The sequence below is a fragment of the Streptomyces umbrinus genome (assembly GCF_030817415.1).
Lineage (GTDB): Bacteria > Actinomycetota > Actinomycetes > Streptomycetales > Streptomycetaceae > Streptomyces > Streptomyces umbrinus_A.
This window is the reverse complement of record NZ_JAUSZI010000002.1, coordinates 4747158-4761175: the sequence shown is the minus strand read 5'-3', so window position 1 is coordinate 4761175 and position 14018 is coordinate 4747158. Positions and strand designations below refer to the sequence as shown.

Sequence of the window (14018 nt, the reverse complement as noted above, 5' to 3'; positions counted from 1 at the left end):
CGGGGCCTAGGTTCACAGTGAAGGTACAGGTACGAGAGTGATCGCAGGAGGGTGAGTGGTCTGTGGTGAACGGGCGTGGGCGCAGGGCTTCGCGGTCCGTGCCGGGCGGCAGGAGGACTCTGCTGGTCGGTGCGGGCGTGGCGGTCGCGGCGGGTGCCGCGCTGACCGTCGGGCTCTGGCCGAGCGGTGACTCCGGCGCGCCCTCGTCCCAGCGGCCCTCCGGCGGGAGAACCGCCCTGGCGCCGACACCGTCCCAGTCGCCCACTCCGTCACCCAGTCGGACGTATCCGCTGTCGAAGACTCCTCGGACCATCCCGGCCGTACGGGAGCACACGCCTGCGCGCGGGCCCGGCTGGCGTCCCGGGAAGGGCGGGCGGGTCGTCGTGGGCGACGACGCGCTCGCGGACGAGGGGCGGCTGCTCGCCGGGGAACTGGGCCTGGCCTACGCGGGCTCGGGCGGGGCGCGGGCCGGCGACGTGGAGCTGGGCCTCACCGACGAGGACGCGAACGCCGAGTCGTACACGCTGGCCGTGAAGGACGGGCGGGTGCGGATCAGCGGGACGGCCGAGGCGGGCGTCTTCTACGGCACGCGCACGCTCAAGCAGGAGGTACGCCAGGGCGGCACGGCACCCGAGGGAGTCGTACGGGACTCGCCGGCCAAGCCGCAGCGCGGGTTCATGCTGGACATCGCGCGCAAGCACTTCACGGCCGGCTGGATCGAGGACCGGATCCGTGAGCTGGGGGACCTGAAGTACAACCAGCTCGGGCTGCACTTCTCCGACGACCAGGGCTTCCGGATCGCCTCCGACTCCCATCCCGAGGTCGTGTCGAAGCAGCATCTGTCGAAGGCGGAGGTGCGGCGCATCCTCGCGCTCGCGGCCAGCCGGCACATCACCGTCGTGCCCGAGATCGACTCGCCCGGCCACCTGGGCGCGGTGCTCGACGCGCACCCCGACCTCCAGCTCCGCAACACGCAGGGCGTCGTCTCGCGGGGCTCGCTGGACATCTCCAAGCCCGCGTCCGCGAAGATCGTGGACGACCTGCTGAACGAGTACGCGGACCTCTTCCCCGGGCGCCACTGGCATCTCGGCGCCGACGAGTACCGGGCGCTGACGGTGTCGAACCCGGCGGCCTCGTATCCGCAGCTGGCCGCCGCCGCGAAGGCCAAGTACGGCTCGGGCGCCGGGATCGCGGACCTCGCGACCGGGTGGCTCAACGACCGGGCCGACGTGATGCGCGGGCACGACCGGACCGTACGGGCCTGGAACGACGGGTTCTTCCCCGGGGGCGCGGTGCAGGCCGACGACGACATCCAGGTCGCGTACTGGACGGGCAAGGAGATCGGCGCGCGGCAGCCGGCCGAGTACCTGCGGGCCGGGCGCGAGGTCATCAACTACAACGACGAGTACCTGTACTACGTGCTCGGGCAGCCCAACGCCTTCGTCTACCCGACCGGGCAGCGCATCTACGAGCAGTGGACCCCGCTCGTCGTGCGCGGGACGACGCCGGTGCCACGGGAGTACGACGACCAGATCCTCGGCGGCTACTTCGCCGTCTGGTGCGACCTCTCCGCCTCGCAGACCCAGGACCAGGTGGCGGCGGGGATCCGGATGCCGCTGCGGGCGCTGACACAGAAGCTCTGGGATCCGCGGAAGCCGGGGATGCCGTGGGCGGAGTTCAAGGAGCTCGCGGGGAAACTGGGCTGAGGATACGGACGAGGCGTACGTGACGGTCGTGTCGCGTGGACGTCAACGCCCAGGTGACGGTATGCAGGACGAAAAGGCCTGGCCTGGATCACGCGCCGGTGTGGCGCAGTTGCGGCGGCTTGCCCGTTTCGGTGGCGAACTGCCGTGCGTGTGTGGTGTATTCACGCTGGCCGAACCGATACACCGGGGGAGCGGGATGGGCTACTGGGGATATTTCGTCGTAGGCAGGAGCGAGCAGCCGCTCGCGGAACTGGAGGCGCTGTCGGGCGCGTCCGGCCTGACGCTGCACCAGACGGCGGAGGACGGCTGGCAGGTGTGGGAGTACCCGAACGCTCCCGACGACCCTGCCAAGGGTGACGTCGGCAACATGAACGACCTGGCCCAGGAGACGGGCGCGCCCGCGCTGTTCGGGTACGTGATGGACAGCGACTGCGTGGTCGTCGAGGCGGCCGCGCCCGAGAGCGGTGCCTGGACGACCTGCCTGGACAGGGACGCGATGGCCGGGTACCTCGGCGGCAACGAGGACGGGCTGGCCGTCGACGACTTCTTCCTCGAACCGCACGACGCTGTCGGACGGGCCGTCGCCTGGGCCGCCGAATCAGGGCGTCCCGTGCCCGAGGAGCCCCTCCTCGACGTGCTCACCTCCGACGCCGATCCGTCGGCCGAGATGCTTTTCTTCCGATTTCTGGACCGGCTCGGCGTTGTCCCCATGTAGATTTCGGCCAACTCGCAGTGTGACGTTCCGGCCACAGTGCACGCAGTAAGGGGAAGTGCGGGCTCCGTTACCAGAGGCGGCCCCACCGAGGGAGGCGTGATGAGCCTGGTGGAACTGATCGCTCAGGCCGACGAGCGTGGTCTTGCGGCGAGCGGGCTGGCGTGTCTGGACCGGTGCGTGCCGCTGTTGGGCGGGGACGACGAGATTCTGCGGCCGTTGTGGGCGAGCCTTGCCGAGAGCGAGGGGTGGGGCGAGGACTGGGGGGAGCGGGTCGAGCAGGCGCGCGCCAAGCTCGATGTGCCCGGTGTTGCTGCCGGCGGCCCGGGTGACGGGGGGTTTGCCGAGGGGGAGGCCACCGTGCTCGCTCATCGGATGCTCGGTGCCGTTCCGGTGGACCGTGGTGCCGGGAACCTTCGTGAGTGGGCTGACGCCTGTTCCGTCGCCGCGCTCCAGATTCACCGGCTCCTCGATGCCGCGGGCGACGGTGCGTCCTCGGTGACGGCTCGGCGGGAGGGGCGTACGCAGGACATGTCGCCGCTTGTCGCGGCCGAACTGCGGCGTCAGATCGCCATCCTGGAGCTGTTGTCCGCCCATGGTCCGGCGGGGATTCGTAAGGCGCTCGATCTGTCGACGGAGGGCCGCCGCGTCCTCCGCGCGGTCGTCTCGCGCCGGGCGCGCGGCCGAGTCTGAGGGGTTATCGCCCCCGCCGCCCCTACCCATTCCCGTCCCCTGGGGCTCCGCCCCAGGCCCCGTGGGGTGTGTTGTCGGGTGCGGGTGCGTTGTGGCTGGTCGCGCAGTTCCCCGCGCCCCTTAAAGGGGCGCGGGGAACTGCGCAATCTTTTGGCGGGGGTTCGGGGGCGGAGCCCCTGAGTTAGTGACGATGGGGGTCCCCCCGCTCGAGCGAAGCCGAGAGTGGGGGAGGGTAGGGGCGGCGGGGGCGAAGAAAAGCCGGAGCCCCAGACGTGCGGGCCCCGGCTCTCCCTCGTGGGGCTAAGGGGTCAAGAACTGCCCCAGGCGGCCAGCCGTCGGCGTGGTGAGTTGGGTTACGCCGTAGTACGCCGACTTGGCGACGGAGACGCCCGAGGCCGTCGTCGGGAGGTACAGGAGCGTGCCGTTACCCGCGTCCTCGCCCTCCGCGCCGATGAGGAGATGAGCGCGGCCGTGGCCGGAGACGTCCGTCAGGGAGACGGACGAGCCCAGCTTGTCGTCCTTCTCCGTGGAGCCGGGGATACCCGCCGTGTCCTGGGAGTAGGAGAGAGAGCCCGTGCCCGTGAGGCCCGACGAGGCGCCCTTGAAGAGCCAGATCGCGCCCGCGTTGGCGCGGTTGGTGGTGCGGGTGATGTCCTCGTTCGGGGCGCCGGCGAGGACGTCCGCGTAACCGTCGGCGTTGAAGTCGCCCACGGAGACCGAGGTACCCAGGGCGTCCCCGGACTCGTTGGCGCCCGCGACCCCCGCGGTGTCCTGGGTGATCTTCGTCATCCCGGTCGTGGTGAAGCCGGTCGACGTGCCCGGAACCATGGTGACCTGGCCGCCGGAGATGGCGCCGGACTCCGTGGCGTACGGCTGCCCGATGACGATGTCGTCGTAGCCGTTGCCGTTCACGTCGCCCGAGGCGATGGACCGGCCGCCCTTCACGGAGAGTGTCGAAACCTTAGACAGGCCCAGCGACTTGGAGCCCTTGAACCAGGTGACCTTGCCGACTCCGGACGCGTCGCGGTAGTTGAGCGCCACGTCCGCGTAGCCGTCCCGGTTGAAGTCACCGGTCGTGGCGTCCGCGTACGAGAGGGCGCCGGAGACGGTGGTGAGGTCGCCCGCGACCTCGTGGCCGTCGTTGAAGCGGGCCGCCCAGTTGCCGCCCGTGCCGGTGGCCGCGGTGAAGACGTCCGCCTTGCCGTCGGCGTTGAAGTCGCCGACCGCGACCGTCGCACCGAAGCGCGCGCCGACCGGCTCGTAGTCGTCGCCCAGCGCCATGGTGTCGGCGCCGGTGTCGAACTTCGGGCCGTACAGGATCGTTACGGCACCGCGGTCGGCGTGGCCAGTTGTGTCGTCCTCGCCGGGCGCACCGATCGCGAGGTCCGCGTAGCCGTCGGCGTTGATGTCGCCCCAGGCCGTGGCCGTGCCCCACTGGTCGCCGGACTCGGCGGCACCCGGAACACCGGCGCTGCCCTGGTTGAGCTTCACCTTCGAGGCGGAGACGGGGCCGTTGACGCCGCCCGGCACGAGTGTGAGCCAGCCGCTGCCCTGCTTGGGCGTGGCGGCGACGACGTCGCTGATGCCGTCACGGTTGAAGTCGGCCGTGGGGACAGCGGAGTTCTTGCCGGGGCTGGAGGCGTACCGGCGGATCTCGCTCAGCTTCGAGTACAGGTTCTTGCCGGGGCACGCGGTGGCGAAGCCGTCGCGGTGGCCGGAGATCGTGTTCAGCGTGGCCTGCTCGCCCGCCTTCCACACCCCCGTGTCGGCGGCGGCGGTCAGCGTGACCTGGCCGCTCGGGTTGCCCCCGTACTGGCCCAGCTTCCAGGCGGCGACGCGCGCCACGGACTCCAGGGCGGCGCGGGAAGGCCTGCCCGCGGCCTTGGCCGGAGTGGTGGAGGTGGCGGCAGCGCCCTCGAAGTCACCGAGGACGGCGATGCCCGCCGAGTCGCCGTTGAAGCCGTACGTGTGCGCGCCGCGCACCGGCAGGTCGATGCCGCCGCCGCGGCCCTCGAAGATCCGGCCGCACTTGTCGACCAGGAAGTTGTAGCCGAGGTCGTTCCACCCCTCGCTCTGCACGTGGTACGCCATGATGCCGCGGACCAGCGCCGGGGACTCGGCGCAGCTGTAGTCGTTCGTGCCGACCGTGTGGTGCACGAAGACCGCGCTGACCTTGTCGATGTACTCCGGCGGGTCCTTCACCATCGACTCGTTGGCGCCCCACTGTGCTCGGGAGATGATCGGCGGCTGCACCACGGTGGACGGCGGCGGGGACGGCACCGGGTCGGGGGTCGGCGAGGCGGACTCCGACGGGCTCTCCGAGGTGCTCTCGGTGGGCGACGCCGGCGCGCTGGTCGTGGGCTCCGTACCGGTGGACTCCGTCGGCGACGGGGAGTCCGAGGCCGGGTCGGTCGGGGTCGGGGAGTCGGTCGGGTCCTCGGCGACGAAGGCGGCGTTCTCCAGGGAGGTGCCGGTCGTCGTGCCGAGTGCCTTGTTCTTCGCCTCGGCCGAGGTCACACCCGGGTCGACCAGGCTGACCTCAAGGCCCTTGGGCAGCGGCGAACTCGTCGAACCTCCCCCAGACTCCGTCCGGGAGGTGCCCCCAGCCGCGACGACCCGCGCCTCGACACCGTCGCTCGGGCCGACCCACAGCGGGTCGGAGGCCCCGCGGGCTTCCTTGGCGCCCGGCTCGGCCTTGTCGACCGGGTGCGGCTCCAGATCCAGGTTCTGCCAGCCGGTCCACTCGCCCGTGGCCAGGTCGCGGGTGCGTACCTGGGCGGTGCCGTCCAGGTCGGTCTTCGCGCCGGTCCAGGTGACGCCGAGCAGCGAGAACTGCTCGGTGCTCGTCCGCTCGACCTCGCGCCGGCCCGAGCCGTCGCTCTGCATCGTGAGCTCGTGCACCTTCACGGGCCGCTTGCTGCGCGCGGCGTCCACGGCCGGGTCCGTGCTCGGGTTCGCGACGGCGTACGTCACGGCGCCCGTCCCGCCCAGCACCACGGCCCCTATCGTCAGCCACGCTCTCCGCTTCAGACTCAGCGGCTTGTACGCATGGGTCGTCCGGCGACTCAAATGCCCCACCCCTAGGAAATCCTCACAAAAAACCCACCCGTCACTGGGGTGGCTTTCTAATTCAGCGGTAAGACGAGGTTAAACATCACCCAACAGGGGTGTGGGGTACGTCACTTCAGGTTCGCGCGGACGCCCGAGAGGGTCGGATGGTTGTACGGGTATCGGCGACTTGTGGCGTGACCCTTGTCACTGTGGTGACGTGTGATGTTCGCGGCGCCCGCCCCGCTTGGTCTGCCAGAGGCAGATGCGTGACCACGGACGTGTGACCACGGACGTGTGACCACGGACGTGTGAGCCAGGGGGGCGGAAGCGGTGGAAAGGACAAGGCTGTCGGCCGATCTGCGGATGCGGCGGCACGCTGCGGAGTTCGTACGGGACGTCACGGCCCGCAGTCGGCTGCCGTTGGACTACTCGGTCGCGAGCCTGCGGGTGGTCGACTTCGTCGTCGACGGGCTGCGCAAGAGCGGCCGCGACCGCACGGCCGTGGGGCACGTGCTGTTCGGGCTGGGGGTGTACGCCGGTGAGGTGCTCGTCCGCCGGGCCGGTGCCGTGTGGGTCGAATTCGACGAAGGCCAGCGGGAGTTGTTCGGCCAGCCGGTGGGCGTACGGATGCCGGACGGGCGGGTCTGGAATCCGCTGGGCAAGGTCGTGAAGCGGTTCGAGGCGGGGGAACGGGAGTCGCTGCGGACGTTCTATCTGCAACTGCACGGGCGGACGCGGGCAGGGTTGCCCTGGCAACCCGGGCTCACCGACGCGGGCGGGACCGGTGACCGTGCCGGGCATGGCGCCGACCGCGAGGCCGGTCATGGCGTCGGCCGTAGGGTCGGTGGGCCATCTGACGGGCTGTGACATTTCCGTGCCGCCCGGCGCTGATGACCTTGGAGGCGCGCGGGCATGGCGACCCGCGCCGCGCGGTGCGCATTCGGTACGAACTCGGCGTGAACGAGGACACTGTTGGGCCAGGGAGGGGAACCCCACCGCGGGCGGACGTCCGACGGTGAACTCGGCGCGGCCGTCGCACGGGCGCAGGAGGGCGACGAGGCCGCCTTCGCCGTCGCGTACCGGATCGTGCAGCCCGGACTGCTCGGGTATCTGCGGGGGCTGGTCGGCGACGAGGCGGAGGACGTGGCGTCGGACGCGTGGCTGGAGATCGCCCGGGACCTGGGGCGGTTCCGCGGTGACGGGGCGGGGTTCCGCGGCTGGAGCGCGACCATCGCCCGGCACCGGGCCCTCGACCATCTGCGGCGGCTGAAGGTACGGCCGCGGGCGTCCGCGCTGGAACAGGACATGCTCGAACTGCCCGGCCCGCACAGCACGCACGACCAGGCCCTGGAGTCCCTCTCCACGGAGTACGCGCTCGAACTCGTCGCGAGTCTCCCGCGCGACCAGGCCGAGGCCGTACTGCTGCGTGTCGTCGTCGGTCTCGACGGCCCCGCGGCCGCGCGCGTCCTCGGCAAACGCCCCGGCGCGGTACGCACCGCCGCGCACCGGGGTCTGAAGCGCCTCGCGAGCCGGCTCGACGCGGAGAGTGTGACGGATGACGGGCCCAACGCGCTGGGGGAGTCGAGATGAACGGCAAGCGGTCCTTGGCCGGCGAGGGTGGATGCGGACATGCCTGAACGACACGACCCCGACGGCCCCCGGAATCTCCCTGCCGGGAACCCGCCCGACCTCGGCGAACTGCTCGCCGCCGCCGTGCGCGGCGACGCGGTCGATGCCGATGCCGAGCGGCGGGTCCTCGCCGCGTTCCGGGCGGCGCGGGACGAGGGGGCGCACCGGGCGGCGACGCGCAACCGGCGGCGGGACGACTGGCGGCCGGAGCGGCGGGGCGGCCGGCCGGTGCGGGCGACCCTGGTCGCGCTGGTGGCGAGCCTGACGCTCGGCGGGGTGGCGGTCGCGGCCATCGGCTCGGGGAGCGGCGGAACGCGGGACGAGGGTGCCGAGCGGGGCGGGCCCCTGCCCACGAGCAGTGCTCCGACCGGCCCGGCCGTCGCCGCGCCCGATCCGTCCGCGCCCGCGCAGGCCGACCGCGGTTTCCGCCGTCCGCCGTCCGCCCGGGACATCGAGGCCCACTGTCGCGCGTACGACTCCGTCAAGAAGCGCGGCAAGGCCCTCGACTCGACCGCCTGGCGGCGGCTGATACAAGCCGCGGGCGGCGAGGAGAACGTCGAGGCGTACTGCGCCGAGCAGTCGGCCGAGAAGAAGGAGAAGAAGAAGGAGAAGGGGGACGCCGGCAAGGACAAGCCGGGTAAATCACCCAAGGCGTCCAAGACTCCCGGCGTCGGCACCACGAAGAACCCGAAGAGTACGAAGAGCCCGAAGATCAAGGTCGACTGACCGAGAGCGGCCGATAAAAGGTGCAAAGCGGGATGAAACCCCAGTTCCACTGTGCCGATGGCAACGGCCGGAGCCGCCACCCCCCACAGGAGAGGCCCCGGCCGTCGCGCGGCACGGGCCGCGCGGCGGCCCGTACTTGCTTCAGCGTCGGAGGTGCGTTTTGTGTCACACCCCACGCCGTAACGCGTTAGTTGCACGTTGTACGGACATGGACGGGGAACGGTTTCACGCCGTAACGTGCCTTTCGCGCCGGGCTGTGGAGGAGTACTGAGTTCACGAAGGCTCCACGACCGCAACCATCGATTGAGCAACCACGACGGCGAGAACCCGGTCCGCGAGAGCGGCGCCGGTTTAAGGCGCAAAGAGGGGCGTTCGGTGCTGGGGGACGACGCGGAGCTGACCGCCGCGGTGCTTGCGGCACAGGACGGAGACGAGACCGCGTTCCGGACTGTGTACCGAGCCGTGCATCCACGGCTCCTGGGGTATGTACGGACGCTGGTCGGCGACCCGGACGCGGAGGACGTCACGTCCGAGGCCTGGCTGCAGATCGCCCGTGACATCGAACGGTTCAGCGGCGACGCCGACCGCTTCCGCGGCTGGGCGGCCCGGATCGCCCGCAACCGGGCCCTCGACCACATACGTATGCGCGGCCGCCGCCCCGCGATAGGCGGCGACGAGACCGAGCTCACCGGCCGGGCGGCCGAGTCCGACACCGCCGGTGAGGCCATCGAGGCCCTCTCCACCGGCAGCACCCTCTCCCTCATAGCCCAGCTCCCGCAGGACCAGGCCGAGGCCGTCGTGCTGCGCGTCGTCGTCGGCCTCGACGCGAAGACCGCCGCCGAGACCCTGGGCAAACGGCCGGGCGCCGTCCGCACGGCCGCGCACCGCGGTCTGAAGCGGCTCGCGGAGCTGATCGGCGCGGATCCGGAATCGGCCGGATCGCTGAGTTCCGTACCCCCACAAAGACCCCCACACGCAGAACCGCGTACCCGCGCGGTGACGTCCGCCGGTGTGACGCATACGCGTTCGCGGACGCAGAAGGACATGTGATGGCCGACGAGCAGTACAGATGGCTGGACCGCGAAACGGCGGAGCGGCTGCTGCGCGGCGAGCCGCTGGACGCCGTCGACGCCGGCAGCCGTGACCAGGCCGACCGGCTCACCGAGGCACTCGAAGCCCTCGACGCGCTGGGCGCGCAGACCGCCGAATCCAAGCCGGCCGACGCCGAACTCCCCGGCGAGGCAGCCGCGTTGGCAGCCTTCCGCAAAGCACGCACCGGCAAGAACGGCGAACAGGCGACCCTCGGCCCGCGCACCCGTACCCGCTCGGCGGCCTCGGCCACAGCCGCTTCCTCCGCGGCCTCCCACATCTCCTCCGACGCGGGTCTGATCCACCTAGGCCGCCCCGCCGAGCATCGGCGCGTCCCCTCCCGCTGGGGTCGACCGGTGCGATACGGACTCGCCGCCGCGCTGGCCGCGGGGATGATCGGCGGGGCCGCCATGGCCGCGACCTCCGGTGTCCTGCCGTTCGGCGGAGAGGAACCGGAACCCGGCTCGTCCGCGACGGTCTCCGTCACCACGGACCGCCCGCTCGTCTCGCCGTCCCCCGAGAAGAAGCCGGGCGGCGGCCCCGACAAGCCTCGGCCCGACGGCAGCGCGGGCGGCCCGGCCGGCAAGGATTCGGCCCCGGGCGGAGAGGCGCGCGGCGGTACGGACCCGGGCGTACGGCCCGATCCCGGCGACGACCGGCGCGAGGGGCGGACCGTCCGGGGGTGGCGCTGGCTCGCCACGGCCTGCCGCGACTACCGCGACGGCAAGAACCTCGACTCCGACCGCAGACGCGGTCTGGAGGACGCGGCGAACGGCTCCGAGCAGGTGAAGAAGTACTGCACAGGCATCCTGAAGAACTGGGACGGCCGCGACTCCGGTGACGGCCGGCGCGGCATCGGGTCGGGCCGGGGCGAGTCGGGCCGGAGCGGCTCGGGCTGGAACAACGACCGCGAGGACAGGGACGGCAGGAGCGACGATGACGACGGTGATGAGGGCGGGGACGGCTCGCACATAGGCGCGGGCGCGTTCCGGAGCGGCGGCGGCAGCGGCACGGTCCGCCTCGCCGCCGGCGCGGCCGAACCCACGGCCTTCGCCCCGGCCCGGCCCTCGACGACGCGGACTCCGGCACCTGTACGGACACTGCTCCAGACAACGAGCGCACCGAGCGCACCGAGCCGGACGCCGGTTCGGACGCCGATTCGAGCGCTCGCTTCCGATGCCGGCGCCCCGGCGCGACCCACGGCCGCCGCCACCGCCGCGCGCTCCACGCCGGACCGCTCCACCCCGGCCCGGTCCACGGGATCCAAGCCCCGGTCCACGGAGCCCAGGGCATCCGCCCCGCGCACCCCGCGGGCGCTCCCCGCGCTCTCGTCATCCTCCTGAACCGCCGCCCGACCTGGGCTTTCCCACCGATGCCCGGCCGCCGCCGCCCGGGTGTGACGTTTTCAGCCGCACTGACGCAGTAGTAAGCGAGCCGACTGGTCATCGGCTGTCGCACGAGCCGGGGTTCCCCCCGTACCCACGGCTCAGTGCACAGTGGCGCGGGCGGGACACGTTCCCCCGGTCCCGCCCGCGCCCACGTACTCCTCCCGCCGCCGGTTCCTCACCAGTAGACGACGACCTTGTCGCCGTTCCTCACCTGGGAGAACAGCGCCGCGATCTTCCCTTCGTCCCGTACGTTCACGCAGCCGTGCGAGGCTCCGTAGTAACCCGTCGCCGCGAAGTCCGAGGAGTAGTGGACGGCCTGGCCGCCGCTGAAGAACATCGCGTACGGCATGGGTGAGTCGTAGATCGTCGACACATGGTGGCGCGACTTGAAGTAGACGTTGAAGACACCTTCCCGGGTCGGCGTGTACTGCGAGCCGAAGCGCACGTCCATCGTCGAGACCGTGCGGCCGTCGATCATCCAGCGCAGGGTGCGGCTCGTCTTGCTGATGCACAGCACCCGGCCCGTGAGACAGCGCGGGTCCGGCGTCGCGGCCGGCTGGCCGCCCGACGCGTACAGCTCCCACTTGCCGGGCTCGCGCGTCATGTTCAGCAGTCGCTGCCACGTCACGGTGTCCGTCTTCCCGGTCTTCGGCAGGCCCCGCTTGCCCTGGAAGCCCTTGACCGCGGTGACGGTCGAGCCGTCGTACGTCCCGGTCGGACCCTCGAAGAGCCAGAACACCTGACGCAGCCGGGCCTGCAGCTCCCGCACGTCCCTGCCCCGGTCGCCCTTCGACCACAGGGTCTTGGGCGCGGGCGCGGGCGGCGCGGCGGGCTTCGGCTTCGACGGCTTGGCGTCGTCCGGGGACGTGTCGTCCAGGGAAGAGCCGGGCACCGATGACGTACCGGCCGGTGGCTTCCCGGTGGGTGTCTGTCCGCCGGTGGTCCCTTCGGCGGGCGTGCCGACGGTCTGGACGGTGCATCCGCTCACCGCGACGAGCGCCACCACCGTCGTCGCCACCGCGCCTGTTCGCCACATGACCGGAATACGCATCCGAACCCCCCGTTGCTCACCGACCCCCGGTGGCGCGTCGTGTCCCCTGAGAAGTTTCCCGCGCGTGCCTGGTTGCGAACTACGCGGCATTGTTGAGGGCGCAGGCCCGTCCCCGGTCCAGTGGGAGGCAGACATCATGGCGCGCGAGTCGGAGTCCGGACTGCCCATCGAGCCGGTCTACGGGCCGGACGCCCTGGAGGGCTGGGACCCGGCGGAGCAACTGGGCGAACCCGGTGCGTATCCCTTCACGCGGGGCGTCTACCCGTCGATGTACACCGGGCGGCCGTGGACCATGCGGCAGTACGCCGGGTTCGGTACGGCCGTCGAGTCCAACGCCCGCTACCAGCAGCTGATCGCGAACGGCACGACGGGCCTGTCGGTGGCGTTCGACCTGCCGACCCAGATGGGCCACGACTCCGACGCCCCGATCGCGCACGGCGAGGTGGGCAAGGTGGGGGTGGCGATCGACTCGGTCGAGGACATGCGGGTGCTGTTCGACGGGATCCCGCTGGACCAGGTGTCGACGTCGATGACGATCAACGCGCCCGCCGCGCTCCTGCTGCTGATGTACCAGCTGGTCGGCGAGGAGCAGGGCGTGCCGGCCGACCGGCTCACCGGCACGGTCCAGAACGACGTGCTGAAGGAGTACATCGCGCGCGGCACGTACATCTTCCCGCCCAAGCCGTCGCTGCGGCTGATCGCGGACATCTTCAAGTACTGCCGGGCCGAGATCCCGCGCTGGAACACCATCTCGATCTCCGGCTATCACATGGCGGAGGCGGGTGCCTCGCCCGCGCAGGAGATCGCGTTCACCCTCGCCGACGGCATCGAGTACGTGCGCACGGCCGTCGCGGCCGGCATGGACGTGGACGACTTCGCGCCCCGACTGTCGTTCTTCTTCGTGGCCCGTACGACGCTGCTGGAGGAGGTCGCCAAGTTCCGGGCGGCGCGCCGCATCTGGGCGCGGGTGATGCGCGAGGAGTTCGGGGCGAAGAACCCCAAGTCGCTGATGCTGCGCTTCCACACGCAGACGGCCGGGGTGCAGCTGACCGCGCAGCAGCCGGAGGTGAATCTGGTGAGGGTGGCGGTGCAGGGCCTGGCCGCCGTTCTCGGCGGCACCCAGTCGCTGCACACGAACTCGTTCGACGAGGCGATCGCCCTGCCGACGGACAAGAGCGCGCGCCTCGCGTTGCGCACCCAGCAGGTTCTCGCCTACGAGACGGACGTGACCGCGACCGTCGACCCGTTCGCCGGCTCGTACGTGATCGAGAGGATGACCGACGACGTCGAGGCGGCCGCGGTCGACCTGATGGGCCGGGTCGAGGAGCTGGGCGGCGCGGTCGACGCGATCGAGCACGGCTTCCAGAAGGGGGAGATCGAGCGCAGCGCGTACCGGATCGCCCAGGAGACCGACTCCGGCGAGCGGGTCGTGGTCGGCGTCAACCGCTTCCAGCTCGATGCGGAGGAGCCGTACGAGCCCCTGCACGTCGACCCGGCGATCGAGGCCCAGCAGGCCGAGCGCCTGGCCAGGCTCCGCGCCGAGCGCGACCAGCCGGCGGTGGACCTGGCCCTGGCCGCCCTGAAGAAGGCCGCCGAGGGCGAGGACAACGTCCTGTACCCGATGAAGGACGCGCTGCGGGCCCGGGCGACGGTCGGCGAGGTGTGCAACGCCCTGCGGGAGGTCTGGGGGACCTACGTGCCGAGCGACGCGTTCTGACCCCGCTCCCGGATCCCGCTCCCGGATCCCGCTCCCGGATCCCGCTCCCGGATCCCGCTCCCGGATCCCGGTCCCGGACACCGGTCCCGGACACCGCTCCCGGACCCCGGTCCCGGACCCCGGTCCCGGATCCCGCTCCCGGATCCCGGTCCCGGACACCGGTCCCGGACACCGCTCCCGGACCCCGGTCCCGGACGCCGCTCCCGGATCCCGCTCCCGGACCCCGGTCCCGGACGCCGTTCGAGGCGTCGCGGCG

General features: G+C 71.7%; 11 protein-coding genes. 9 read left to right on the top strand and 2 right to left on the bottom strand.

Annotated elements, in window-relative coordinates:
- The first annotated feature begins 119 nt into the window (after nt 1-119).
- The 3 genes from QF035_RS20770 to QF035_RS20760 all read left to right on the top strand — a co-directional run bounded on the left by QF035_RS20770 (nt 120) and on the right by QF035_RS20760 (nt 3111).
- Nucleotides 120-1706, top strand: a complete 1587-nt coding sequence (locus tag QF035_RS20770) for a beta-N-acetylhexosaminidase (RefSeq protein WP_307531274.1) — start codon at nt 120-122, stop codon at nt 1704-1706.
- Nucleotides 1707-1902: 196 nt separating this feature from the next.
- On the top strand, nt 1903-2421 hold the full coding sequence (locus tag QF035_RS20765) for a hypothetical protein (protein WP_307531272.1): 519 nt from the start codon (nt 1903-1905) through the stop codon (nt 2419-2421).
- A 99-nt stretch (nt 2422-2520) separates the two neighbouring features.
- Nucleotides 2521-3111 (top strand): hypothetical protein, encoded by a 591-nt coding sequence (locus QF035_RS20760; protein WP_307521935.1) that lies wholly within the window; start codon nt 2521-2523, stop codon nt 3109-3111.
- Between the two features lie 300 nt (nt 3112-3411).
- Here QF035_RS20760 and QF035_RS20755 read toward each other — a convergent pair whose 3' ends face one another.
- The gene (locus QF035_RS20755; protein WP_373466966.1) at nt 3412-6105 is read right to left on the bottom strand and encodes an FG-GAP-like repeat-containing protein; all 2694 of its coding nucleotides are present in this window, start codon (nt 6103-6105) and stop codon (nt 3412-3414) included.
- A 387-nt stretch (nt 6106-6492) separates the two neighbouring features.
- Between QF035_RS20755 and QF035_RS20750 the strand changes: the two genes are divergently transcribed.
- The 5 genes from QF035_RS20750 (at nt 6493) to QF035_RS20730 (ending at nt 10949) form a co-directional block, all read left to right on the top strand.
- The gene (locus QF035_RS20750) at nt 6493-7029 is read left to right on the top strand and encodes a hypothetical protein (RefSeq protein ID WP_307521934.1); all 537 of its coding nucleotides are present in this window, start codon (nt 6493-6495) and stop codon (nt 7027-7029) included.
- 105 nt (nt 7030-7134) lie between these two features.
- Nucleotides 7135-7752, top strand: a complete 618-nt coding sequence (locus tag QF035_RS20745) for an RNA polymerase sigma factor (RefSeq protein WP_307521933.1) — start codon at nt 7135-7137, stop codon at nt 7750-7752.
- 39 nt (nt 7753-7791) lie between these two features.
- Nucleotides 7792-8517, top strand: coding sequence for a hypothetical protein (locus QF035_RS20740; RefSeq protein WP_307521932.1), 726 nt, complete (start codon nt 7792-7794; stop codon nt 8515-8517).
- 375 nt (nt 8518-8892) lie between these two features.
- On the top strand, nt 8893-9567 hold the full coding sequence (locus tag QF035_RS20735) for an RNA polymerase sigma factor (protein ID WP_307531268.1): 675 nt from the start codon (nt 8893-8895) through the stop codon (nt 9565-9567).
- Nucleotides 9567-10949, top strand: a complete 1383-nt coding sequence (locus QF035_RS20730; RefSeq protein WP_307521931.1) for a hypothetical protein — start codon at nt 9567-9569, stop codon at nt 10947-10949. The genes QF035_RS20735 and QF035_RS20730 overlap by 1 nt, the downstream gene beginning before the upstream one ends.
- Before the next feature lie 220 nt (nt 10950-11169).
- Here QF035_RS20730 and QF035_RS20725 read toward each other — a convergent pair whose 3' ends face one another.
- Nucleotides 11170-12045: a L,D-transpeptidase family protein gene (locus QF035_RS20725; RefSeq protein ID WP_307521929.1), complete on the bottom strand. Its 876-nt coding sequence runs from the start codon at nt 12043-12045 to the stop codon at nt 11170-11172.
- Nucleotides 12046-12181: 136 nt separating this feature from the next.
- Between QF035_RS20725 and QF035_RS20720 the strand changes: the two genes are divergently transcribed.
- On the top strand, nt 12182-13762 hold the full coding sequence (locus QF035_RS20720) for an acyl-CoA mutase large subunit family protein (RefSeq protein WP_307521928.1): 1581 nt from the start codon (nt 12182-12184) through the stop codon (nt 13760-13762).
- Nucleotides 13763-14018: the final 256 nt, after the last annotated feature.

What these genes read in the sequence shown, in the direction of transcription:
- QF035_RS20765 (WP_307531272.1), top strand. Translation starts at nt 1,903, where the DNA reads ATGGGCTACTGGGGATATTTCGTCGTAGGCAGGAGCGAGCAGCCGCTC.
- QF035_RS20760 (WP_307521935.1), top strand. Translation starts at nt 2,521, where the DNA reads ATGAGCCTGGTGGAACTGATCGCTCAGGCCGACGAGCGTGGTCTTGCG.
- QF035_RS20740 (WP_307521932.1), top strand. Translation starts at nt 7,792, where the DNA reads ATGCCTGAACGACACGACCCCGACGGCCCCCGGAATCTCCCTGCCGGG.
- QF035_RS20730 (WP_307521931.1), top strand. Translation starts at nt 9,567, where the DNA reads ATGGCCGACGAGCAGTACAGATGGCTGGACCGCGAAACGGCGGAGCGG.
- QF035_RS20725 (WP_307521929.1), bottom strand. Translation starts at nt 12,045, where the DNA reads ATGCGTATTCCGGTCATGTGGCGAACAGGCGCGGTGGCGACGACGGTG.
- QF035_RS20720 (WP_307521928.1), top strand. Translation starts at nt 12,182, where the DNA reads ATGGCGCGCGAGTCGGAGTCCGGACTGCCCATCGAGCCGGTCTACGGG.